Below are 22,738 nucleotides of genomic sequence, written 5' to 3'. Positions count from 1 at the left end.
AGGAAGAATACGCAATTTGTGCCTTCGGCCAGCATCGAATTCATTCGATGGGCGCAATTGCGGTTGCGGATTTGGCCATCTTTGCCCGCGCGAATAGTCCCTAAATAATGGGAGTTTTCTTTGGTATTTATTTGGTCCGCTCGTTGTTTTTTCGGTAATTTCGGTTCGTGTTTGCGCCAACATTATAGTTTTTTTCGGTTTCTTGAAGCCAAAGCGTTAACTATACCGGGGACCGGCAACACGCATTTTACCATCACCTAAATCCATGCACGCATGACTGATTCGAAGAAACAGTACCTGTTACCGATGATCATTATCGGAAGTCTTTTTTTTATTTTCGGATTCGTAACCTGGTTGAATAGTATCCTCATTCCCTTTCTTCGGCAGGCATGTCAGCTCACGGATTTCCAGGCGTATTTAGTCACCTTCGCCTTCTATATCTCTTACTTCTTCATGGCGATCCCTTCCGCGGCCATTCTGAACAAGACAGGTTTTGCCAAGGGGATGTCCATTGGCTTGGCGGCGATGGCCGTCGGAGCGTTTATTTTTATTCCCGCAGCGCTCACCCGGTCGTATCCTTTATTTCTATTCGGTCTGTTCGCCCAGGCTGCCGGGATGACATTGCTGCAGACCGCATCGAATCCTTATGTAACCATTCTGGGTCCCATTGAAAGCGCGGCAAAGCGGATCAGCATCATGGGCGTCTGCAATAAAGTTGCCGGCATGATTGGTATTCTTATACTCGGTCAAATACTTTTCAACGACGCAAAAGCCATTTCGGCAAAGATCAAGACCCTGAGCGGCGTAGAGCTGGAAACAGAACTTGATTTGCTGGCATCGCGCGTGTTGACACCGTATGTGATCATGGGTGTTGTGCTGGGGATACTGGCACTGGTCATTTTGAAAGCGCATCTCCCCGAGATCGATCCAAAGGATGCCGAAGCGCATGACGGTAGTGTTGAAGAAACAAAAGAAAAGAGTTCTGTATTTCAATATCCACACCTGGTGTTGGGCGTGATCTGTATTTTCGTTTACGTGGGTGTGGAAGTGATCGCCATCGATGCACTCGGATTGTATGGACAATACCAGGGATTTGACTTAAGCGTGGCCAGCAAGTTTGGTATCTACAGCCTGATCGGACTCACCATCGGTTATTTTCTCGGCGTAATTTTGATTCCCAAAGTAATAAGCCAAAAAGCAGCCTTGGCATTAAGCGCCGCCGCGTGTTTGGTTTTTATTGTCGCAGCCTTGGTCACGAGCGGATGGGTTTCCATTGCGTTTGTTGTTCTGTTGAGTTTCGCACATTCTTTCATGTGGCCGACCATCTGGCCCTTGACTTTGCATAGCCTCGGACGCTTTACAAAGATCGGATCGGCCCTGCTGATCATGGGGATTGTTGGTGGAGCAATTTTTCCGCTGATCTACGGTGCATTGGCCGATCACTCCAATCGTCAGATCGCCTTCTGGATCACCATACCATGCTACCTTTACATTTTATTTTTTGCCGTGAAGGGCCACAGGGTAGGTGCACCAGCATCCTCCAAACCTGTACCGGCTACGGCAAGTTGATCAATCGATAGGCACATTTAGTGTAAGCGCTTCATAGAAAGGCCGTCAAGTTGCTGACTTGACGGCCTTTTGTTTTGGAAACTATCGTCCACGAGAACCGGCAAATGTGAAGGCATAATAAGGTGGATTTTTTTGTGGCCTGGAACCTGTTGGTAACCGCTCTTAAGCAAAATAAATTGATAATATTCACTAAGCGTTCCAGTGAACATGAGCGGGCGATCGCATAAATTGCGAAAGGAGTATCTAAACCGTCATCGTTATATGAAGATCAATCAATTGTACGGCGCCCTGCTCATAGGCCTGTCGGCGTTGTGCACGGGGTTCACCACCGACCAACCTAAATCTATTGAAGGCACCTGGGTGCGCAAGGGCGACAATTTAAAAATCCAGATCACCAACGATCGCGCTTCCATCATCGAAGAAGGGAACGAAAAATTTCCATGCGAGGTATCCGACCTGTTCATCTACAAGGATATCCGCCAGACGAAAACCAATCTCTGGACGTGCAACTTCCTGGTGGTGACCATGGGGTCGTGCAACACGAATTATGAAACGGGTGAGATCTTCATCGACAAGGACGGCGAGCTGGTCATCATCTGTCCGGGGTTTGCGAGCAAGGTATATGCGAAAGTGAAACCGCGATACAGTTCGTTGCCGGACTGAAGCGACACACGATTTGTTGGGGGTGGGGGAGAGTCATTCGAAAAATCTATAAAAGAAGCCACCGCTCTATCATTTGAATCGCGCCTTTCGATTTTTAAATCCGACCCGGTGGCATGAAAAAACATTTTGCCAAACGGGATAATACGGAATTATGAATCGAAGGAATTTCTTACAACGGAGTGCCCTGGCGACATTGGCCACGGGCGCCTTACCAAATCAAGCAAACACATTTGTCCCCGCCCACAACTGGGACGGCTATGACTTTGGTCGTGGGCCGGCCATCACCGACCGGCTGAACCAGGGACCTTTCCCTTCCTACAAACCCGAAGAAGTCGTTCCCGGCGCCGAAGTGATCATGGCCACAACGCCTTCTAAAAAGCGGGTGTCAAACTACGGCATGGGCATGACCACCTACCTGTGCGACGAACTGGGACCGGGTCGCAGAGAAAATGAACCGCTGGAAAAATCGCTGGAGAAGCTGGTTCGCCTTTCGCTGGGCGATGTCCTCTACCTGCGGGTCGATTGGCGCGACATTCAAAGCAAACCGGGCCGGCTCGATTTCTGTGATCACTGGAGGATCGCGTTTGATTTGGCCAAGCAATACAACAAGCGCATCGGCTTGCGTGTCCAACTCATGAGTCCTGAAATTGAACCCCAGTCGATGCCGGATTTTCTTTTGAACAAAGTTCCCTTATATAAATTTGGAACGACAAACGAGATCGGGCTTCCGGGTAAAGTTCAGTTTGCCCCGCAATTCGATCACCCGGTTTTTATGAATGCCCTGAAGGAGATGGATGGTTTGTTGGCGGCGACGTACAATGGCCATCCCCAGGTGGAATTTATCGATACGTATATGTATGGATTTTGGGGAGAAGGCCACACGTGGCCGTTCCCCGATAAAAATCCTTTCCCGGATTACGCTACAGCCGAGCGCACCTTTGTCGACATCTTTGAAATGCAGTGTGCCCATTGGAAGAATACACCGCTGCTCACCAATACGCAACCCGACTACAGCAACGTGGGCAATTCCGAGATCGTCGACCGAACCATACGATCACACAACTGGCTTCGCACGGATACGATCTTCATCGAGAACATGCAGATCGAAAGCCTGAGCAACCGGCCGGCCTGGACGGGCGCCTTTGTAGAAAACGGAATTTCGGATGGGACTCCCGAGAGCCTGAAAATTTCAGAAGGCGTCACCCGCACCGACAACATCATTGCACATGCAAAAGATGTAGGCCCGAATTATTTTTCTTTGTGGAACTGGCATCACATACAAGCCGAACGTTTGCAACATTACTATGAACAGTATCCCGACGCGATCGACGATTTATCCTTGTCCATCGGATATCGCATCAGGCCCTCGTGGATCTGGTCTTTTGAAAGAGACGGACATCCCGGCCTGGTGCTGGGGTTGGTGAACGATGGTGTGGCGGGAGTGCCGGGTGCGTTGCGTATTTCGATCGTGAGCAGCACCGGGCAAAAGCTCGCCGAAGGAAGCCTGGACCCGGGATATCCCCTTCCCGGAAAAGTGCGACAAGCGCTGTTCCTTTTTCCCAAGGGGACGAACCTGGAAGGTTTGAAAATGTATGCAGCGATAGAGGTGAAGGGAATGCGTTATGGCGTGAAGTGGGCGTGTCAGCAGAAGACAGAAGAAGACGGTGCGCTTGTGGTTCGGAGGAATATATAGCCCCTCAATCAAGACCTGTCCCATTTTCATTTGCCCTCCAGAAACAATTTGGCGTCGCGCCTTGAAAGGTTTAGGGGAACCCGTTTTTTTATTTTTGGGGAAGACCGCGTAAAAACATCATGCGGACTTTTTCGGTTTTCGCATGGGTTCTCATTTTTATTTTGTGGAGGGCTGATTTTTGTCAGGTGTTATAAATCAAGAACACCTGTACTTTGAGCGCAACAACATCGGGACGATGCCTGCGCGCTTACCTTTTATTTTTTTTGTTTTTCTGAACCTGGTGGTGGGGATGACCGCAGGGTTGATGCGTCTGGGATGGAATTTCGACGTAGGCCCGATCGCCGTCCACCACGGTGCGATCATGGTGGGGAGTTTCCTGGGGACGCTCATCCTGCTCGAAAAAGTTATTGCACAGAAAAACAAAATTCTTTTAGCCCTGCCAGCCATCAATGCGCTGGGCATCGTAATGGTCGTCCCTGGACTTTACAGCGTAGGACTGGGGCTCTTATTGGCCGGTGCCCTTGGTTTGTTCATGGTTTTCGTGCTCTATTTTAAGAAGCAACCCAACGACCTGTCGCTTATGCTGATGACGGCCGGTGCCTGCTGCCAGGTGGTAGGGCATATCATGTTGATCTCAAAACAATTCTATCCCATGGCATTCCCCTGGTGGATGGGCTTTATCCTTTTGGTTATTGTTGGGGAACGCGTGGAGCTCAGCAAATTTCTGCCCGTCACAAAACAAAACAAGCAGGTGCTGTTGGGCGTACTGACTTTTTTTGTGATCGGGCTGATGCTCCCCTTTCACAGTGTCGGTAAATACGTTTCCGGTGTAGCCCTTGCCGGTGTTGGACTTTGGTTGCTCCGTTATGACATCATTTCGATAGGCTTGAAAAAAGAGGGTCTCACCCGATTCTCGGCGCGTGCATTGATGACCGGATGTATCGCGCTGGTGCTGGTGGGTGTCTTCCTGGTGGCCCTGCCAGACTTGGTATATGCCGACGCCATTGTGCATACCTTCTTTTTAGGCTTCGCTTTCTCCATGATCTTTGCGCACGGCCCGATGATCCTGCCTGGGGTGTTGGGCCTTCGGGTAACTCCTTATCATGCGATACTCTACATTCCGTTGGCCACGCTACTGATTTCGTTGTTGCTGCGGATATTATCGGATGTGATATTGTTTTCACCAGGGCTACGGCTTTGGAGTGGTTGGCTTTCGGCCTGTAGCATCCTTGGGTATTTCATCATCCTGGCGGGCATCATGATGACAAAAGTTCGACATGCAAAAGCTGTTTAGAATTCCATTCATCTTTCTTTTTGCTGCCGGGTGCGTCGGATTATTACTCCGTTGGTATTTCATTTCCCCGATCCCCTGGCTGCACTATCCGAACGGGTTGCACGGGCATTCACACACCATGTTTCTGGGCTGGGTATTCAACCTGGTCATGCTGGCGTACCTGCAGAACCACGCATTGTGGGCCATGCCCCGCTATCGCATCTTATTTATTTTTGATCAATGCCTCCTGGTGGGCATGTTTTTTTCGTTTCCCTTCCAGGGATATGGGCCGATCTCGATTGTGCTTTCCGCACTTCACACCGTTGCTGCCTGGATTTTTTCTTTTTGGTTTTTTAAAGACGTTCGGAGCGAATGGCATACCCTTGCGGGTTGGTGCGCAAAAATATCCCTGCTGCTGTTTGCAATGGCGTCCCTCGGGCCATTTGCCCTGGGACCTTTAATGGCCAATGGACTTGGCCATTCGAAGTGGTATTATTTTCTGGTTTATTATTACCTGCACTTTCAATACAATGGTGTTTTTATTTTTGCATTGCTGAGTTTATGGTTTCATACGCTTGAAAAAAGAAACATTCCTTTTGACCGGCGGCTTTCCTACCGGTGTGGCATCCTATTGCTGGTGTCCCTTTTTCCTTCTTATGTTCTTTCCGTGCTTTGGGCCAAACCGGGTATGGCTTATAATCTACTCGGAGCTTTGGGTGCAGTGCTGCAACTCTGGGCGCTGGTTCACTTTTGCAGGATCGTGAAGAGCGTGGAGGTTGTGCTTAAACCACAAGTGAGGGTGTTGTGGTTTTTTGCTTTGACCTGCTTTGCGCTGAAATGCCTTCTGCAACTGGTCTCATCTCATCCCTTCATCGCGCAGTTGGCCCTGGAAACAAGACCCTTTGTTATCGCATACCTTCATCTGGTCTTGATCGGGACCGTAACACTTTTCCTGGTGGGGTGGTGCATGGAGCATAACATCATAGCCCCACTGCCTGCAGTCGGGCTCCTCTCGCTTGTTACAGGGTTTGTTGGTTCCGAGCTGCTGATGATTGCCCAAGGGATCTCTTTCTTTTATAATCGGATGAACCTACCGCTCTTGCTTTTCTTTTTTTCGATCCCACTCCCGATATCCTTCGGGATGTTGGCACTTCGATCATTTGCCGGCCGCTCTTCCGGGAAACCGACGGCCCTGGCCGGTCAGTAAGCAAACTCCTGTCTTTCGAAAGTAGCCGAGATGGCGATAAGAACTTATCGCTACGCGGAATCCTGATTTAGATCATGATTCTCATGTGATTTAAATCATAAGGCCATCGCTCACAATAGGCCTACTTTGGTACCCGAAAGAGCAGCTAAACTACAAACCAAATTATAGCTATGAAGAAAATAATTCCATTTCTCGTCCTGGGCATGTTGGCAGCATGCGCGCCCGATAAACCGAAACAAGACACTGAGGAGTACGCTCAGGAAGAAACATCAAAACCAAACGCCGTGGCAGAAAATGCCATGACGGGCAAAGGCCTGGGGCAGGTCACCCATGTAACGCTGAACACTCCGCTGGAAGGTGAGCGCATCGGAAGGGGAAAGGCTGTGTACGAAATGAAGTGCCAGGCCTGTCATAAACTAAACGATCAACGCGTGGTAGGACCGGGTTGGTCTGGCGTCACCAAGCGCCGGACGCCGGAGTGGATCATGAACATGGTGACCAACACCGACATGATGCTCGATAAAGATCCTGAGGCACAAAAGCTGCTCGAGCTTTGCCTGACGCGAATGCCAAACCAGAACGTCTCCATCGGCGACGCACGCGACATCCTCGAGTTCATGCGGCAGAACGACGGAGAGAAATGATTTTTCAATTTCAAACCATAAAAAAATGAAAACAACAATAGATAGGATCACCATCGCGTTACTGGCTACCCTGATGGCAGTCGCTTTTTATCAATGTAAACCAAAGGGCCCGGCCGAAGTGACCATCGGCGACGCAGCGGCGCAAGTATATGTGGCGCCGGGGAAGTACGACGAGTTTTATAACATTGTGTCGGGAGGGTTCAACGGCCAGATCGGTGTTTATGGAATCCCTTCCGGAAGACTGTTCAGGATCATCCCCGTATTCTCGCTCTCGCCCGAAAGTGGCTATGGATTCAGCGAGGAAACCAAACCCATGCTCAATACCTCGAAGGGTGAAGTTCCCTGGGACGATTTGCATCACATTGCGCTGTCGACTACAAAAGGAGAACATGATGGACGGTGGATCTTTGCCAACGGAAACAACACACCCCGCGTCGCACGGGTAAGTTTCAAGTCTTTTCGCACCGAAGAAATTTTGGAGATCCCCAACAGTGGCGGAAATCACTCTTCTCCGTTCATTACCGAGAACACCGAATACCTCGTGGCGGGCACGCGCTTTAGCGTACCTATGGGCAACAAGGATGTTCCCATCAATTCGTACAAGGAAAATTTCAAAGGCTCTATCAGTTTTGTCAAGGTGGACCCACAGACGGGACACATGAGCATCGCCTTTCAATTAAGAACACCGGGATTCAATTTTGACTTGAGCCGTGCCGGGAAAGGTCCTTCGCATGGATGGTTTTTCTTTTCGTGCTACAACACCGAACAAGCGTATACGCTGCTCGAGGTAAATGCTTCGCAGAAGGACAAGGACTTTATCATGGCCGTGAACTGGAAAAAAGCGGAAGAATACCTGGCGCAAGGAAAGGGAAGAATTGAGAAAGTTAAGTATGCCCATAACATTTATAGCGAAAAGACACACTCGGCTACATCTACAATGGAAACTGAGGTTACGGTGCTGGACATTGAGCAGTTGCCGGACATGGTCTATTTCATACCCTGCCCGAAGTCACCACACGGATGTGACGTTGATCCCACGGGTGAATACATTGTGGGCAGCGGAAAATTGGCGGCGATGATGCCGGTGTTCTCTTTTTCAAAGATCCAGAACGCTATTGCGAAAAAAGAATTTGAAGGTGATTTCAACGGTGTTCCCGTCATCAAATATGAATCGGCGCTGCACGGTGAGGTTAAAAAGCCGGGCCTTGGTCCGTTGCATACCGAATTTGATGAGAAAGGAAATGCCTATACATCCTTCTTCGTATCTTCTGAGATCGTGAAATGGAATGTGAAGACCCTGGAGATCCTGGACCGGGTCCCTACCTATTATTCCATAGGACACTTGAGTGTGCCCGGTGGCCCCACGTCGAAACCGCATGGTAAATATGTGATCGCCTACAACAAGATCACAAAGGATCGCTACCTGCCCACGGGTCCGGAACTCACCCAGTCGGCTCAACTTTATGATATTTCCGGAGAGAAAATGAAGTTACTGCTCGATTTTCCTACGACCGGGGAGCCGCACTATGCAGAGGCCATACCGGCGAGCATGATCACGGCGAACTCAACAAAAATTTATAAGATCGAAGAAAACGAAAACCCGTTTGCTGCAAAAGGCGAAGCACAGGCCCGCGTGGAGCGAAAGGGGAACCAGGTGCACGTGTACATGACCGCCATTCGCTCTCACCTCACTCCCGATAACATCGAGGGGGTCAACGTTGGCGACGAGATCTACTTTCACGTGACGAACCTCGAGCAGGATTGGGATGTTCCGCACGGATTTGCCATCAAGGGTGCCACCAATGCGGAAATTCTGATCATGCCGGGTGAAACACAGACCCTCAAATACAAACCGACCGAAGTAGGTGTTGTTCCTTTCTATTGCACGGACTTTTGTTCGGCCTTGCACCAGGAAATGTCAGGCTACCTGAGAGTGTCGGCAGCAGGTGTGAAGACACCTTTGAAATTCTCAACCGGCGTTCCGGATGACGCGACCAGTGGTGCCGGTAAGTAGTAGTATCGCGTTAGTTTACAGGTTGAATACCCCGGCCCGGCATACGGGTCGGGGTTCATATCCAAAACAGTCTCCTATGAAAACACTAAAGCCATCCTCCCGGTGGGCCATTGCCTTGTCGGCATTGTTGATGGTTTCTGCCTATTTCGTTCCGCTCTGGCAAATTCTGATGTGGGCTCCCCAGTATCCGGAGGGCCTGGAGATGAAGATCTGGATCAATACGCTGACCGGTAATGTTAAAATCATCAGCGCATTGAACCACTATATCGGTATGAAACATATCGAAGTGAGCATGTTCCCCGAGTTCAGCTACATGATCTACATCGTTGGATTGATCATCGGAGTCGGTTTGCTGACGGCCCTGGCAAACAAAAAGATACTGCTCTGGATCTATGTCTTCCTCATCCTGGGTGCAGGAGTAGGTGCGCTGGTTGATTTTTATTTGTGGGGATATGACTACGGCCATAACCTCGACCCGACGGCGCCCATTGTCGTTCCGGGAATGTCCTATCAACCGCCGCTCATCGGGACAAAACAATTGCTGAACTTCACTGCGTTTTCCGGACCCGATGTCGGGGGCTGGATATTTATGGTAGCGGGCGTGCTCGCGGTAGGGACGTTGGCAGTTGAATTTTTCTTATCCAGAAAAAAGATCGCGGTGTCGGCCACGCTACACTAACAAGATGCCTACTATGAAATACTTAGCCGTATCCTTTATCGCTCTGGTTTCTCTTTTCTCATGCAGTGTAAAGCCGGAGCCGTTGGTCATGGGCAAGGATGCTTGCTACACCTGTAAGATGACGCTGGTGGATGAGAAGTTTGGAGCGGAGATCCTCACCCGGAAGGGCAAGATCTATAAGTTCGACGATCTGAACTGCATGGTCAACTTCATCCACTCGGGCTATGAGCCAAAAGAAAATGTGGCAAGCTACCTGGTGGCAAATTATGTGGGTACCCCGAAGTTGCTGGATGCAACAAAATCTTTCTATAGTCAGTCGGACCTCATCCGGAGCCCGATGGCGGGGCATGTAGCGGCCTTTGAGCGCAAGGATGAATTCGAAAAATTCAATGCAGAATGGCACGGCACCATGCTGTCGTGGGATGAATTGCTAAACCATTCAGGAAAATGACCCTTGTTCGATAGACCCTGACAACACACCATGAAAAGCATCCTCATTATCTCCGGTATTTTGCTCTTCGCTTCGCTGAACACGATGGCCGCGTCGATTACGATCGGCCCGCATCAACCCATCCGATCCATTCGTGCGGGCATTGCCACGGCTGCGGCCGGCGACACGCTTTGGATCGAGGCAGGGACTTACCGGGAGGGAAATATGGTGCTGGACAAATCGCTGGTCCTGTTGGGAAAGGGGTTCCCGGTCCTGGATGGTGAAAATAAATTCGAGATCCTCACGATAAAAGCAAACGGTGTGGTGATCAAAGGTCTAAAATTCATCAACACGGGCGTTGCCAGCATGAACGACCTGGCCGCCGTGAAGGCGATCGGATGCGCGAATCTTCGGATAACCGACAACCGATTCGAAAATACTTTTTTTGGTATCTACTTCGCCAATACCTCGCAATCGTGGATCGAGGGTAATCAATTGCAGGCCGATGCCGAAGCGGAACACCAGATCGGCAACGGCATCCACATGTGGAAGTGTTCGCACATCACCGTGAACGGCAACACGATCAAAGGACATCGCGATGGGATCTATTTCGAGTTTGTGACCAATTCACTGATCACCCGGAATCACAGCGAAGGAAACCTGCGCTATGGACTCCATTTTATGTTTTCGCACAACGACGAATATCGCAACAACACTTTTGTCAACAACGGCGCGGGCGTTGCGGTCATGTATTCGAAAGGCGTGAAAATGATTGAAAACGTTTTTGAATACAATTGGGGCTCGGCGGCCTATGGCCTGCTGCTAAAAGACATCCGCGACAGTTTTGTCAGCAGCAATACGTTCCGGAAAAACTCCGTCGGCATTTTCATGGAAGGCAGCAGCCGGATCCAATTTCAGGAGAACACCTTTATGAACAACGGCTATGCGGTGCGTCTCCAGGCCAGTTGCGACGATAACGTGTTTGAACGAAACAACTTTCTCGCCAACACTTTCGACGTGGTGACGAACGGGACACTCGTCCTGAATAAGATCAACAGCAACTACTGGGATAAGTACGAGGGATATGATCTGAATAAAGACTCCACGGGCGACATTCCGTATCGGCCGGTAAGCCTGTACGGCATGATGGTGGAACAAATGCCCACCGCCGTGTTGCTTTGGCGAAGTTTCCTGGTCTACCTCATGGACAGAACGGAAAAAGCGATACCGGCGATCACACCCGAAAATTTAAAAGACGAATTACCTTCAATGAGACCGTATGATATCATTTCGCAACGTCAGTAAAAAGTTCGGAAAGCTGCAGGTACTCGACAGCGTAACCCTGGACGTGTACCCCTCAAAAAGTTATGCCCTCATCGGCCCCAACGGGTCGGGAAAAACGACAATGATCAAAAGTCTCCTGGGCCTGGTGGTGCCCACGTCGGGGGACATTGTCTTTGAAGAAAAGAGCATCCTGACCGATTGGCAATACCGTGAAAAGATCGGCTACATGCCGCAGATAGGAAGGTATCCCGAAAACATCACCATCGGGCAGCTCGTCGACATGATGCGGAATATCCGCCCTTCACAGGATAAGATCGATGAGGAATTGATCGACGCATTTAAGTTGTATAAGATCTATGACAAAAAAATGCACTCGCTCTCCGGCGGAACCCGGCAAAAAGTCAGCGCGGCGCTTGCTTTTCTTTTTAACCCACCCGTGCTGATCCTGGACGAACCTACGGCCGGCCTGGACCCGGTGTCGGTAGAGATCTTCAAGGAGAAAATAACCGCTGAGAAATTGAAAGGAAAGCTGATGCTCATCACATCGCATGTCCTCAACGACCTGGACGAGCTCACCACCGACGTGGTGTACATCTTCGAAGGGAGAATTCAATACCATAATTCAATCGAAGCCCTGAAACGGGAAACCAACGAGAAACGCCTGGGCAAGGCCATCGCCACGCTCATTCAGCAAAAGGAATTATTGGACTCTATCACCGAATAGTATGACACGCGTTATCAAATACATTTTCTACGACCTGCTTCGCACGCGCTTTATCTTGTTGTATACGTTGTTCTTGCTGGTCAGCACGTTTGCCATGTTTCAGATCGACAGCGACCCCGGTAAGGTCGTGTTGAGTTTACTGAATGTTGTCCTGATGGTGGTTCCGCTGATCAGCGTTGTGTTTACGACGATACATTTTTTTAATTCCTATGAATTTATTGAATTGATGCTGGCCCAGCCGGTTAACCGCCGCGTCATTTTCTTCAGTGAATACATTTCGGTGGCCACCTCGCTTTGCGGGGCCTATGTTGCCGGGATTGGTATTCCATCGTTACTTTTCGGCGCCGATTCCAGTGTGTTCACACTGCTGTTTACCGGCGTGATGCTCACCCTCGTTTTTGTGGCGCTCGCCTTTCTCTCCTCGGTGTTGACCCGCGACAAAGCCAAAGCGATCGGTATTGCCCTGCTTTTTTGGTTTTATTTTTCGCTGATCTATGATGGATTGTTGCTTTGGGTGGTATACACCTTCTGCGATTACCCGCTGGAAAAGATCACCTTAACACTCATTGCGTTCAATCCCGTGGACCTGGCGCGCATCATCATGTTGTTGCAATTGGACATCTCGGCCTTGATGGGATACACGGGCGCTTTTTACAAATCGTTTTTTGGGAGCCACATGGGGCTGCTCTTTTCGTCGTCCATTCTCCTGGTTTGGATCGCGCTTCCCCTTTGGCTGGCCATGCGGATCTTTTCCCGGAAAGATCTGTAGCGCGTAGACGGCAACAATCATGTTTCGATATGATTGCAATCATATGCCGGATCCCGGTGCTGGTATGATCTTGCCGTATAAAAAATTGAATCTATGAAAACTGTTTATTTCGCCATGTCCATCCTGGTAGCGTGCGCGGCCTGTACGCCGGGTAAGCAAACAGAAACCAAGACCGCTTCAATCGCAGAACCCGCGACCGACAACGGCCAATCGTCCGTGCGGGACGATGAGTCTCAAAGAAACATTGTCCAGGTAGCGACGGCTTCTGCAGAGCATAAAACCCTGGTGGCCGCCTTGAAAGCGGCAGCGTATGTTGATGCGCTCTCCAATGCAGGACCCTTCACCGTCTTTGCACCAACCGATGCGGCATTCGCAAAACTTCCGGCGGGGACCGTTGAAGACCTCGTCAAACCCGAGAACAAAGAAAAGCTCCGCGACATCCTCGAGTATCATGTCTATGTCGGCGTGATCCGCGAGAACATGATCCACGATGGCATGAAGCTGAACCAGGTCAACGGAAGTGATGTGAAACTGGGCAAGACGGGCGACAATGTGACCGTCAACGGCGCGCATGTTCTGGGGGTTGTCCCCACCACGAACGGCGTTATTTATGTCATCGACGAGGTGTTGCTCCCTCCGGCAAAATGAAAAACCAAAACCATATCATGACACAACGCAACGATATTGTTGACAGGAAGGACATTGAAATGCTGGTCGACCGGTTCTACGAAACGGTGCGGGAAGATCCGTTGCTCGCACCACAGTTTGCGCATGTGGAGTGGGCCAGGCATTTGCCGACCATGTATAACTTTTGGTCTTCCATGATGCTGGGGGAACAGAGTTACAGGGGCAATCCCTTCCAGAAGCATGTCGGTCTTCCCCTCGAAAGGCAGCACTTCAACACCTGGATAAAAATTTTTATGGACATCGTCGACGGAAATTTCAGGGGAGAAAAGGCCGAAGAGATAAAAAAACGCGCGCAGCAGATAGCCGGAGTGTTTCAACACAGAATGAACCTGATGAAAGAAACGTCCTGAAATGATCTTTGTCACCCGATCACCGGCGGGTTATTTGTTGCTTGCCTAAAATTGAAAATCATGACTCCCGTACATCAATTTCATATTCCCGTCATGGGCCTGGCCTTCACGATCGATTCTCCCATTAAAGTGGCGCGCTATGGGATTGCTTCCACCATATCCATCATCGAGGATAAATTGGTGGAGCTTATGCGAGCCCACTACTACAAGGAGCGCAGGGAGGTCTATGAGCCCATCACCACCAAGCAAGAAGACTACCGGGCCAGGCGGATCACAGACTATCTGAACCTGGTCCATAGAATTGTGCAGGAGCAAATGGAGAAGCTCAAGGCTTCGGCTTTTGAGAAAGGGTCGGAGATCTCCAAGTATATGGAAATGCTTCCTTCCAAAAGTGCATTGCGGAAGGCCTATGAACAGATGCTCGTGGCCGATGGACCAGCCAGGAAGGCGATGCAAAATTATCTGAGAACACAGATCGTCGCGGGTGCCATCGACGTGAACATCATGACAAAAGTTGACCGCGATAATCCGGGGAGCGGTGGTAAGGTGGTGCAGGATTCTTCCGATGCCGTCACGGCGCTGCGGGGGTATGCGAATAGTGTGTTGACAAATTCGTCCATCGTATTTTCGGCCGGTATGAACCCCCGGCTTTTCAGTTACCTGGAACGATTGCCGGAGTTCGATGCCAAGGGGTTTGGGGTGTTCAACAAGAAAGTTGTCATCAAAGTAAGCGACTATCGTTCTGCGCTGATCCAGGGAAAATTCCTGGCCAAGAAAGGCGTCTGGGTAAGCGAGTTCCGCATCGAATCGGGTCTCAACTGCGGAGGCCATGCGTTCGCTACGGACGGTAGTTTGATGGGCCCCATACTCGAAGAATTCAAAACAAAACGGGAGGAACTTGCGCAGGCCTTGTTCCATTTGTATAAACCCGTGGCCGAAAAAAGGACCGGGCTCACCTTCACACAACCCCATCCATTAAAGATCACGGTCCAGGGCGGAGTGGGGACGCATGAAGAGGCCGAGTTTTTACGGGAGACCTACGACATTGAAAGTGTTGGTTGGGGAACGCCCTTTCTGTTGTGCCCGGAAGCCACAACGGTCGATGCCGACACGCTGCAACAGCTTGCCAAAGCCAAAGCAGACGACGTGATCCTGAGCAAGAATTCCCCCCTGGGTGTGCGCTTTAACTACCTGAAAGGGACGAGCTCAGAAAAAGAAAAAATGTCCCGGATCGCCAACGGGAAACCGGGAAGCCCCTGCACCGAAAAATTCCTGGTGTCCAATACCGAGTTCACCAAAGAGCCCATCTGTACGGCGTCCCATAAGTATCAAAAACTGAAAATCGAACAGTTAAAATCACTGGAGCTTTCGGTGGAGGAATACGAAAAGCAGTATCGCGAGGTGGTCAGCAAGGAATGTCTTTGCATTGGCCTCAGTAACTCGGCGATACGGGAATATCAATTGCCACCCGTTAAAGGGCTCACGGCGGTAACCACATGTCCAGGCCCAAACATTGCCTACTTCGATAAAATCGTAACCCTGCAGGAAATGACCGACCACATCTATGGCAGAACAAACATTCTGGATGGCCAGGAGAGGCCCCACATGTTTATCAAAGAATTGACATTGAACGTCGCCTACATGAAGGAGCAATTGAGCGCATTGAAAAAAGATGAGCCCAGGTCGGCGAAGGATATTCTTGATTTCTCCAGGCAGTTGTTGCTGGGTATAGAATATTATCACGCCCTTGCCGGCGACATCAAAAAAGGAGAGGAATTTAATGATCGCCTGGACGAGATAGAGAAGGAGATCAAGGATATTTCCGTTGCGATCACCGGGCAATACAAGGAGTGAGTGACCTGGCTCCTGATGTTGCCATCTTCCAGTAGAAAAGTAAAAAAGCCTGCCTGTGCAGCGATCGCGAATACGCAGGGCGGGATTCGGGAACTTGCGTATGGATCCCGCTAGAATCTGATCTTATGGCCGTCCAACTGCAGCCTGGCATCGCGTTCCATTTTCTTGATGGAACGAATAACCGTTTCGACCCGCAGCCCCGTCATGTCGGCAAGTTGCTGCCGCGTGAAGGGAATGATGACTTTATCGGTGGCCGTCTTTTTGACGAGCTTGGATTTGAAATACTTCAGCAACGTCATCAAACGGTGTTCCGGGTCGTAGGAGGAAACCTCGGTCAGGATCATCGTTTTATATTGAAGGCGTTTGCAGAGCACCTGGTCCAGCCGGAGGTGAACGTCGAAGTTCTCTTTTAAGAGTTGAAGAAATTCGGGCTTTGGCAATCTCCAGACCTTTCCGGGCTCCATAGCCATGGCGTTGCTGGGATAAGGGAAGTCACCCAACAGCGCCGGCTCTCCAAAACTTTCACCGGCGTGGAAGATGCCCTGCGTGAACTCCTGGCCCTCCGGGTTGATGATGTACATCTTTACCTGACCTTGTTCGACCTGGAAAAAATCCCGGGCGGGGTCACCTTCCTCAAAGAGGACCTGGTTTTTTTTGACATTCACCAGGCGCGCTTTGTACTTCTCGAAGAGTTGAACGGGGATCACCTTTCTTTTCTTTTTTTCTAAAAGATGGGACAAATCGATGGGATAGGTCATGACGAAAATCAGTTTAAAGTAAATAAAAAATAGGCCGGCAGTCACCCGCCAGCCTAACCCTGTAAACCTGAAATTATACTAGGGCACAAGCCCCTCCGGCACACGCCGCCTCGGCTTTGTGATCCGTTTCATCATCGAACTCCGTCACCTGGGAAAGGTCGATGACCCGAAGGCTTTTCTCCCGGAGCATGAATTGTTCCTCGCCGATATCTTCGAAAGGCGCTTGCTTATAGTTCCCGTTGTCAAAGGGAAGTACGCTCAGCCCATTGTACGAAGCTTTGTTCTCCCACATCCAAGCGCCCACGCGCTGCCAGTCTCCCGCAGAAATGGAAACGGTTGCCGACACGTTGTTGCCGTTATTGCCCCTTCGAAAACCGCTGCGGATCCATTCGGTGTGGAATTTTTTGATCCGTCCCAGAATGTCCATGACGTCTTCATTCCGGAGGATGCTTCCTTCGGGTGCCCTCTGCGGGATGCAAAGGATGGCCTGTTGACTGTTGAGCAAGTCGTCTTCCAATAATTCAGGGTGGTGGTGGTGGAGAAAGGAATACAGCGCCTCATTTTTTCCGATGCGCACCCTGCGAAGGTAATAGTCGCTATGCCAGGCGTGGATCCCGGACGATGTCCCGAGTACGAGCGACGTGGTCCCGGAAGGTTTGATGGTGGTGCAACGGGCGGCAAACTCGATGTTGATCTTTGCCGAGGTAATCATGTTCATATGCTTGGAAACGTCGGCCATCTCCGACAAATCAAATTGGTCGATCCGCTGGCTCGCGATGCCGGTCATGCCGACACCGATGAGGGCATCTTGCATCGTCGTGGTCTTCCATTGCTCGCGCAGATAGTGAAAGTCGGTGAACCCGGCTTGCAACGTCCCCAGGAATGCGGCCGCCCGGGCGCGATCATTCAAGTCCTCCTGGCTGCTCACATCGGAGACATTGACCTCGCAGAGATTACAAAATTGAAACGGACGCAACGCGATCTCGCAACAGGGATTGGTGCCCCAGTCCAGGTCGTTGGTGAAATAAAAACCGGGCTCGCCGGATCCCGACAACTCGATCTTTTTCCAGAGGTCGAAGAATTGGGTTCGGGTGGTCGTTTCACGCGACAGGACCGCGGAATTATTGGCGCGGCCCCGCTGCTCATTCAATTCCCACCACGCACCATATTTGCAGGTGAGCATCTCCTCATCGTCGGCGGAAAAGAGGGCGATCATCGCCGACCGCCTGATGCCCCCTGCCAACACCGCGTTGGCCAGGTGACACAGGATGTCGTGACATTCCAAGGGACTGAGTTTTTCGCCGTCCGCTTTTCGATCCAGGATCGCCTGAACATGGGCGATGCAAAGTTTCAACGGTTCGGCCCCGGGCGCCTTTCCGCCGGCGGTTACCAATCTCGCGCCCTTGGGGCGAATGTCTGAATAGTCAAACTCCGGCAAGAACGAACTGAGTCCAAAATATCCTTTGAGCAATACTTTCACCGCATCCGCCCACCCTTCGAGACTGTCGCCAATCAGAAATTTTTTGGTCTTATCAGCTTTTTGGATCGCGGGCAGCTTTTCAACATGATGATATTGCACAGAATATCCAACACCCGTCCCACCCAGGAGCAAAAACAAAGTTTCCGGGAATGCCCGAATATCATCCACCGGGAGGTAGGCGCAGTTATAAATGCGACTGTGATTTCGCGCAATCGCCGCCCCGGCAAATTGCATGGCGCGCATGGAGGGCAACACCTTTCGTTCGTACACATAGGCCATCCAGTGAACGATCTCGGCACGCAAGTGCGGATACTTTTCCACCATCATGTTCTCGTAGCGCTGGCAGATCTCTTCCCACGATTCGCGCCGGTGAAGCTCGGGCAGATAGCGGGCATATTTCATATAAACGATCAGGTTGCTCAGGATTTGTTGATTCAGTTCCAAAGGGTGAAAGGTTTAGAAGTTAACAATCCATTAGCGTGCGCACGCGTTCGCCCCGGTGACCTTGGGAAACAGGATGTTGTTCTCCAGGTGAATGTGTTGCATCAGATCGTTGTCGAATTGCTGCAGCATGATGTAGGTCATTTTAAACGAAGGGCAGGCATAGGCCGGTGGCGTATAGTGATTGGTCAGCGAGCGAATGGATTTGATGAGACGGCCCGCAATTTCATGCTCGTCTTCCATGATCGTAATGGGAGCCATAAGCTGTCTGTTTTTGATGTTGGTTTCGAATGCTGAAGTGCTGTTGGCAAAGAGCATGCGGATGGCGGGGAACAAGACCTCTTCTTCCTTGGGCATATGATGGAGCAGTTCCGCGGCCAGCGTATTGAATTCATCACTGACCGTCAGTAAAAACGGGCTATCATCGCCGTGCGCATGACAAACTTTATCCAGCAGGGCCTGGATCTGGGGAATGGAATCGCGGACGTAATGGTGGTGGTGCTGCACAATGAAATCGATCAGGAGCGGCGCCTCCCAGGTGTCGAAACGCATCCGACTGTCCGGGCCCTGGTTGGCCACACATAATTGTATTTCCTGCCAGATCGATTCCGCGTTCAGCCCGGCTCGTGCGCAGACCTGGACAAAAGATTTTTTTCCGCCACAACAGTAGTCGAGGTTATAGCGGTTCAAAATTTCAAGCGAATTTGGAAAGGTCAGCGCGATGTCGGCGACGGAGGCTGTATGCATGTCGAATTGTTCTTCTACTTGTGTCATATGCTTTTTATTTTGTTTATTCAAATTTCAGGGATACCTGACGACGGTGTTTATGACCTGGGTCATAGGATCACATATTCGGACAGGAACGGACTCGTAAGGGCTAGGCCTAAACGCAGGTTTCGGTCGACCGTAGTACAGGCTTATCCATACGACTTGCCCCGTTCCCCTGCTTTGAAGTTTTTTCTTCAAGGATCCGAGGCGATTCGAATTTCAACCTATCTTGCTGTTCGTTGTATTGCGAATGAAAGATGCCTAGATTCAAAAAATAGAAACTCATGCGGATCCGATACGTCCTCATCCTTGCCGTGTTAGCATGCTCAACAGGCTGTCAGAATAAAAAGACATTTGTCATTCCCAAAACAGACGCCGACAATGGTGGTCTGTTTTTGCCCGAAGGATTCGGAGCATTGGTAGTAGCCGACAGCGTGGGACCTTCCAGGCATCTGGCCATTCGGGACAACGGCGATATTTATGTAAAGCTGAGCATCAGCACAGGCGAGCTTGGCAACATCGCCCTACAGGATACGAACGCCGACGGTCGCGCAGACATTTTTCAACGCTTTGGCGACTACCCCAACGATGGAAGTTTTGCAACCGAAATGCGCATCCACAAAGGCTATCTGTATTATAGTTCGGAGCGCATGGTGTATCGCCAAAAACTGATTCCCAACCAACTGCTCCCCGAAGGCAAACCCGAAGTGCTCTTCATCGACCACTATCCCATCAAATGGCACAACGCTAAATCGCTGGCGTTCGACAACAAAGGCGGCATGTACATCACGCTCAGCGCCCCGACAAACAATTGTGAAGACTGGAACACCGTGGTGAGCCCAGCCGTGGCCAACGTGAAAGGCCAATACCCATGCCGACAACTCATCGACATGGGAGGCATCTGGAAATTTGATGAAGATAAGTTGGAACAGGATCAAGCTTCGGGTCTGCGATTTGCCACGGGGTTGAGAAGTGTGGTGGCGATCTCCTGGAACGAGGAGGATAACAGCTTGTATGCCGTGCAACACGGTCGGGATTATTTGCACGGGCATGCCCCCCAATACTTCAGCGCCTGGCAGAATGCTGTCTTGCCCGCGGAAGAGTTCATGAAAATCCAGGAAGGTGAAAACTACGGGTGGCCCTACAGCTACTACGATCACTTCAAACACAAGCGGATGAAAGCACCGGAATATGGAGGCGACGGTGTGAAGGAAGCCACCGGCTATGCCGATCCGATCATGGGGCTGCCCGCCCATTTTGCTCCAAACGACTTGCTGTTCTACAAAGGCGATCAGTTCCCCGCCCGCTATAAAAAAGGTGCCTTCATCGCCTTCCATGGATCGATCAATCGCGCGCCTTATCCCCAGGCGGGCTATGCGGTGGGATTTGTTCCCTTTGAAAATGGAAAGCCAACCGATAAATGGGAAGTGTTCGCCGATGGCTTTGCCGGGGTGGATACGGTTAAAAATATGATCGACGCCCGCTACCGTCCCGTAGGCCTGGCCGAGGGGCCCGACGGTTCTTTGTATGTGTCGGATTCAAAAAAAGGCAAGATCTGGCGCATCGTGTTCACGGGCGACGCCACAACATTCGGCGACGCCCAACGGGCCGGCATGGAAAAAAGAAAATCAAGGACCTATCTCAAAGTGCCCGAAGCCGCCGATAGCCTGGTCGTGAAATAATGCTTTCGCAACCCGCATTCAGAGCGCATCACACCCCTTGTCCGGTATGTACTATTTCTGTGTTCCCTTCAATTCTACTTTGGTAGACGGACCGAGGTTTACGTTGCTGGTGCGGATGACCGTGACGTCTTTTTTATCAAACACAATATCATTCGTAAAGTAGAAGGGTGTTTCATAAAAATAGGTACGCACCCGCAGTGTATCGGGAGAGATCCAGGCGCCGCTGGATGCCGCGGGGGTGTCTCCACCGGGAGGGGCATAGTACAGACCATTTTTCAGCGCACCATTTCCAAAGGGGATGTTGAAGGTTTTTCCTTTTGTCGTAAACGTCAGCGTAGGGTCACCGGTCTTCAGTTGGAACGCCATGCTGGCAATGCCATCTTGATTGGGTTGAAGCGTGTAGGGCTCGTTGGAAACGGTCTCCATCTTTGGAGAAGTAGACTCTCCTTTGATGGTGGATAGATTCAGGCTCTTTAGTTTTGTTTGCAGGGCGGCATAAGCGTCCTTGTTTTCCGCTACGGGCTTGTCACTCAGTGCGGGCAACAGGTGGTCCCACACCAGGTTCATGATGGCACCCATGTCGGCTGTGCCGGAAGTGATGGCCAACACGGCATCCTGCTTGGGAAACACGATGCAATACTGTCCGAAAGCGCCATCGCCGCGAAAGAGATCGTGACGACACCGCCAGAACTGGTAGCCATAGCCTTGTTCCCAGTCGCTATCGGGATTGCTGCCGTTGGATGTTTGTTTTTTTGTGGCTTCCTCTACCCATTCCGCGGGGATCAGTTGCTTTCCATTCCACATTCCTTTTTGGAGATAGAGTTGTCCCAATTGAGCGATGTCTTTTGTGCGGACCTTTAAGCCCCAACCCCCGATATTGATTCCCGAGGGAGAGCTGTCCCACGTCGCGTGCTCGATGCCCAGGGGTTCGAAGAGTCTGGGGGTGAGGTATTCGAGGAGTGTTTTGTTGCTGGTCTTTTGGATGATGGCGGAAAGCATATACGTTGCCGCGCTGTTGTAAACAAAGTGGGTGCCGGGCTTGTGTTCGACGGGCAGCGATAGAAATCCCCTTACCCAGTTGGCACTGTCTTGCTGCATCCGGCCGGTAGCATCATCGTTGTGTCCGGTGTTCATCGTCAACAGGTCGCGGATGCGCATGGCCTGCAGATTCTTCGAGGGATCCTTGGGTGTTTCGTCGGGGAAAAATGAAGTTACCTTGTCATTGATATTCAGCAAACCTTCGGCCTGGGCCATGCCGATGGCGGTAGAGGTGAAGCTCTTGCTCAGCGAGAAAAGCATGTGCGGACTGTCGGGGTTGAAGGGATTCCACCAGCCTTGTGCGGCGATTTGTCCGTGGCGCAGAAGCACGAAGCTATGCAACTCATCTTTTCGTTCTTTTTCGGCGGCTTCAATGAAATTCAAAATGGCCTGTGACGAAATTCCGAGCGACTCCGGCGTCGCCTCTTCCGTTTTGTGTTCAGGCGTGGTACATCCGGCAAATACGAGAAAGAGGAGAAGGGGCAAGGTGATGTTTTTCATGAGGGTATGGAGTTAAGGTTCGACGGGATATTTAAAGATACGATTCCTAGCCGGTTTAGGCTGGTCGTTTTTACAGACGGATGGCCGGATGCGCCCGCATTTCAGCGGGGAAGTCATCGCCGTGACGAGTGGCGGCAGGGATCGTGGGCTGTCCGTCGGAAGTTCAATATATCTTATTTTCTTTTTTCTTGTTATCTTAGAATAGTCGGGTCGCAGGGAAACATTTTTAC

Annotated in this window: 20 protein-coding genes; 16 read left to right on the top strand and 4 right to left on the bottom strand. The window is 50.8% G+C overall.

Features of this window, described 5'->3' with window-relative positions; translation table 11 throughout:
* Window positions 1–273: 273 nt before the first annotated feature.
* The 15 genes from BUB30_RS14970 (at window position 274) to BUB30_RS14900 (ending at window position 15,840) form a co-directional block, all read left to right on the top strand.
* Window positions 274–1,569, top strand: coding sequence for a sugar MFS transporter (locus BUB30_RS14970; protein ID WP_073135525.1), 1,296 nt, complete (start codon window positions 274–276; stop codon window positions 1,567–1,569).
* Between the two features lie 261 nt (window positions 1,570–1,830).
* Window positions 1,831–2,232 (top strand): hypothetical protein, encoded by a 402-nt coding sequence (locus tag BUB30_RS14960; RefSeq protein ID WP_073135521.1) that lies wholly within the window; start codon window positions 1,831–1,833, stop codon window positions 2,230–2,232.
* Window positions 2,233–2,383: 151 nt separating this feature from the next.
* A complete protein-coding gene (locus BUB30_RS14955) occupies window positions 2,384–3,925 on the top strand; it encodes a twin-arginine translocation signal domain-containing protein (protein ID WP_073135519.1) in 1,542 nt (513 codons plus the stop codon).
* Window positions 3,926–4,160: 235 nt separating this feature from the next.
* On the top strand, window positions 4,161–5,219 hold the full coding sequence (locus BUB30_RS14950) for a hypothetical protein (RefSeq protein ID WP_073135517.1): 1,059 nt from the start codon (window positions 4,161–4,163) through the stop codon (window positions 5,217–5,219).
* Between the two features lie 235 nt (window positions 5,220–5,454).
* Window positions 5,455–6,405, top strand: coding sequence for a hypothetical protein (locus tag BUB30_RS14945; RefSeq protein WP_143164938.1), 951 nt, complete (start codon window positions 5,455–5,457; stop codon window positions 6,403–6,405).
* Between the two features lie 170 nt (window positions 6,406–6,575).
* A complete protein-coding gene (locus tag BUB30_RS14940) occupies window positions 6,576–7,049 on the top strand; it encodes a c-type cytochrome (protein WP_073135513.1) in 474 nt (157 codons plus the stop codon).
* A 25-nt stretch (window positions 7,050–7,074) separates the two neighbouring features.
* Window positions 7,075–9,063 (top strand): Sec-dependent nitrous-oxide reductase, encoded by a 1,989-nt coding sequence (nosZ, locus tag BUB30_RS14935; protein ID WP_073135511.1) that lies wholly within the window; start codon window positions 7,075–7,077, stop codon window positions 9,061–9,063.
* Window positions 9,064–9,139: 76 nt separating this feature from the next.
* Window positions 9,140–9,742 (top strand): hypothetical protein, encoded by a 603-nt coding sequence (locus BUB30_RS34655; RefSeq protein ID WP_084138142.1) that lies wholly within the window; start codon window positions 9,140–9,142, stop codon window positions 9,740–9,742.
* A 13-nt stretch (window positions 9,743–9,755) separates the two neighbouring features.
* Window positions 9,756–10,193 carry a nitrous oxide reductase accessory protein NosL gene (locus tag BUB30_RS34650; RefSeq protein ID WP_178377117.1) on the top strand — a complete coding sequence of 146 codons (438 nt, stop codon included), beginning with the start codon at window positions 9,756–9,758 and terminating at the stop codon, window positions 10,191–10,193.
* Window positions 10,194–10,223: 30 nt separating this feature from the next.
* The gene (locus BUB30_RS14925; RefSeq protein ID WP_073135509.1) at window positions 10,224–11,477 is read left to right on the top strand and encodes a nitrous oxide reductase family maturation protein NosD; all 1,254 of its coding nucleotides are present in this window, start codon (window positions 10,224–10,226) and stop codon (window positions 11,475–11,477) included.
* Window positions 11,452–12,180, top strand: coding sequence for an ABC transporter ATP-binding protein (locus BUB30_RS14920; protein ID WP_073135508.1), 729 nt, complete (start codon window positions 11,452–11,454; stop codon window positions 12,178–12,180). Before BUB30_RS14925 ends, BUB30_RS14920 begins: the two co-directional genes overlap by 26 nt.
* 1 nt (window position 12,181) lies before the next feature.
* Window positions 12,182–12,949, top strand: a complete 768-nt coding sequence (locus BUB30_RS14915; protein ID WP_073135507.1) for an ABC transporter permease subunit — start codon at window positions 12,182–12,184, stop codon at window positions 12,947–12,949.
* Between the two features lie 93 nt (window positions 12,950–13,042).
* Window positions 13,043–13,597: a fasciclin domain-containing protein gene (locus BUB30_RS14910; protein ID WP_073135505.1), complete on the top strand. Its 555-nt coding sequence runs from the start codon at window positions 13,043–13,045 to the stop codon at window positions 13,595–13,597.
* Window positions 13,598–13,614: 17 nt separating this feature from the next.
* Entirely contained in the window at window positions 13,615–13,986 is a 372-nt protein-coding gene (locus tag BUB30_RS14905) for a group III truncated hemoglobin (protein ID WP_073137250.1), read from the top strand.
* Between the two features lie 60 nt (window positions 13,987–14,046).
* The gene (locus tag BUB30_RS14900) at window positions 14,047–15,840 is read left to right on the top strand and encodes a hypothetical protein (protein ID WP_073135504.1); all 1,794 of its coding nucleotides are present in this window, start codon (window positions 14,047–14,049) and stop codon (window positions 15,838–15,840) included.
* A gap of 110 nt (window positions 15,841–15,950) precedes the next feature.
* Here BUB30_RS14900 and BUB30_RS14895 read toward each other — a convergent pair whose 3' ends face one another.
* The 3 genes from BUB30_RS14895 to ric all read right to left on the bottom strand — a co-directional run bounded on the left by BUB30_RS14895 (window position 15,951) and on the right by ric (window position 19,293).
* Window positions 15,951–16,598, bottom strand: a complete 648-nt coding sequence (locus tag BUB30_RS14895; RefSeq protein WP_084138140.1) for a Crp/Fnr family transcriptional regulator — start codon at window positions 16,596–16,598, stop codon at window positions 15,951–15,953.
* A gap of 73 nt (window positions 16,599–16,671) precedes the next feature.
* Entirely contained in the window at window positions 16,672–18,522 is a 1,851-nt protein-coding gene (locus BUB30_RS14890) for a glycyl radical enzyme family protein (RefSeq protein WP_073135502.1), read from the bottom strand.
* Window positions 18,523–18,552: 30 nt separating this feature from the next.
* Window positions 18,553–19,293, bottom strand: a complete 741-nt coding sequence (gene ric / locus BUB30_RS14885; protein ID WP_073135500.1) for an iron-sulfur cluster repair di-iron protein — start codon at window positions 19,291–19,293, stop codon at window positions 18,553–18,555.
* A 278-nt stretch (window positions 19,294–19,571) separates the two neighbouring features.
* On the opposite strand from ric, the gene BUB30_RS14880 reads away from it, so the two are divergent.
* Window positions 19,572–20,969: a PQQ-dependent sugar dehydrogenase gene (locus tag BUB30_RS14880; protein WP_084138139.1), complete on the top strand. Its 1,398-nt coding sequence runs from the start codon at window positions 19,572–19,574 to the stop codon at window positions 20,967–20,969.
* Window positions 20,970–21,020: 51 nt separating this feature from the next.
* Here the strand turns inward: BUB30_RS14880 and BUB30_RS14875 are convergent, their stop codons facing one another.
* On the bottom strand, window positions 21,021–22,508 hold the full coding sequence (locus BUB30_RS14875; protein ID WP_073135498.1) for a serine hydrolase domain-containing protein: 1,488 nt from the start codon (window positions 22,506–22,508) through the stop codon (window positions 21,021–21,023).
* Between the last annotated feature and the right edge of the window lie 230 nt (window positions 22,509–22,738).

Origin of the sequence: Chryseolinea serpens (assembly GCF_900129725.1) — a bacterium.
In the GTDB taxonomy this organism is placed as follows: Bacteria; Bacteroidota; Bacteroidia; order Cytophagales; family Cyclobacteriaceae; genus Chryseolinea; species Chryseolinea serpens.
The sequence above is the reverse complement of the archived record's forward strand: the minus strand, read 5'-3'. Positions and strand labels throughout refer to the sequence as shown.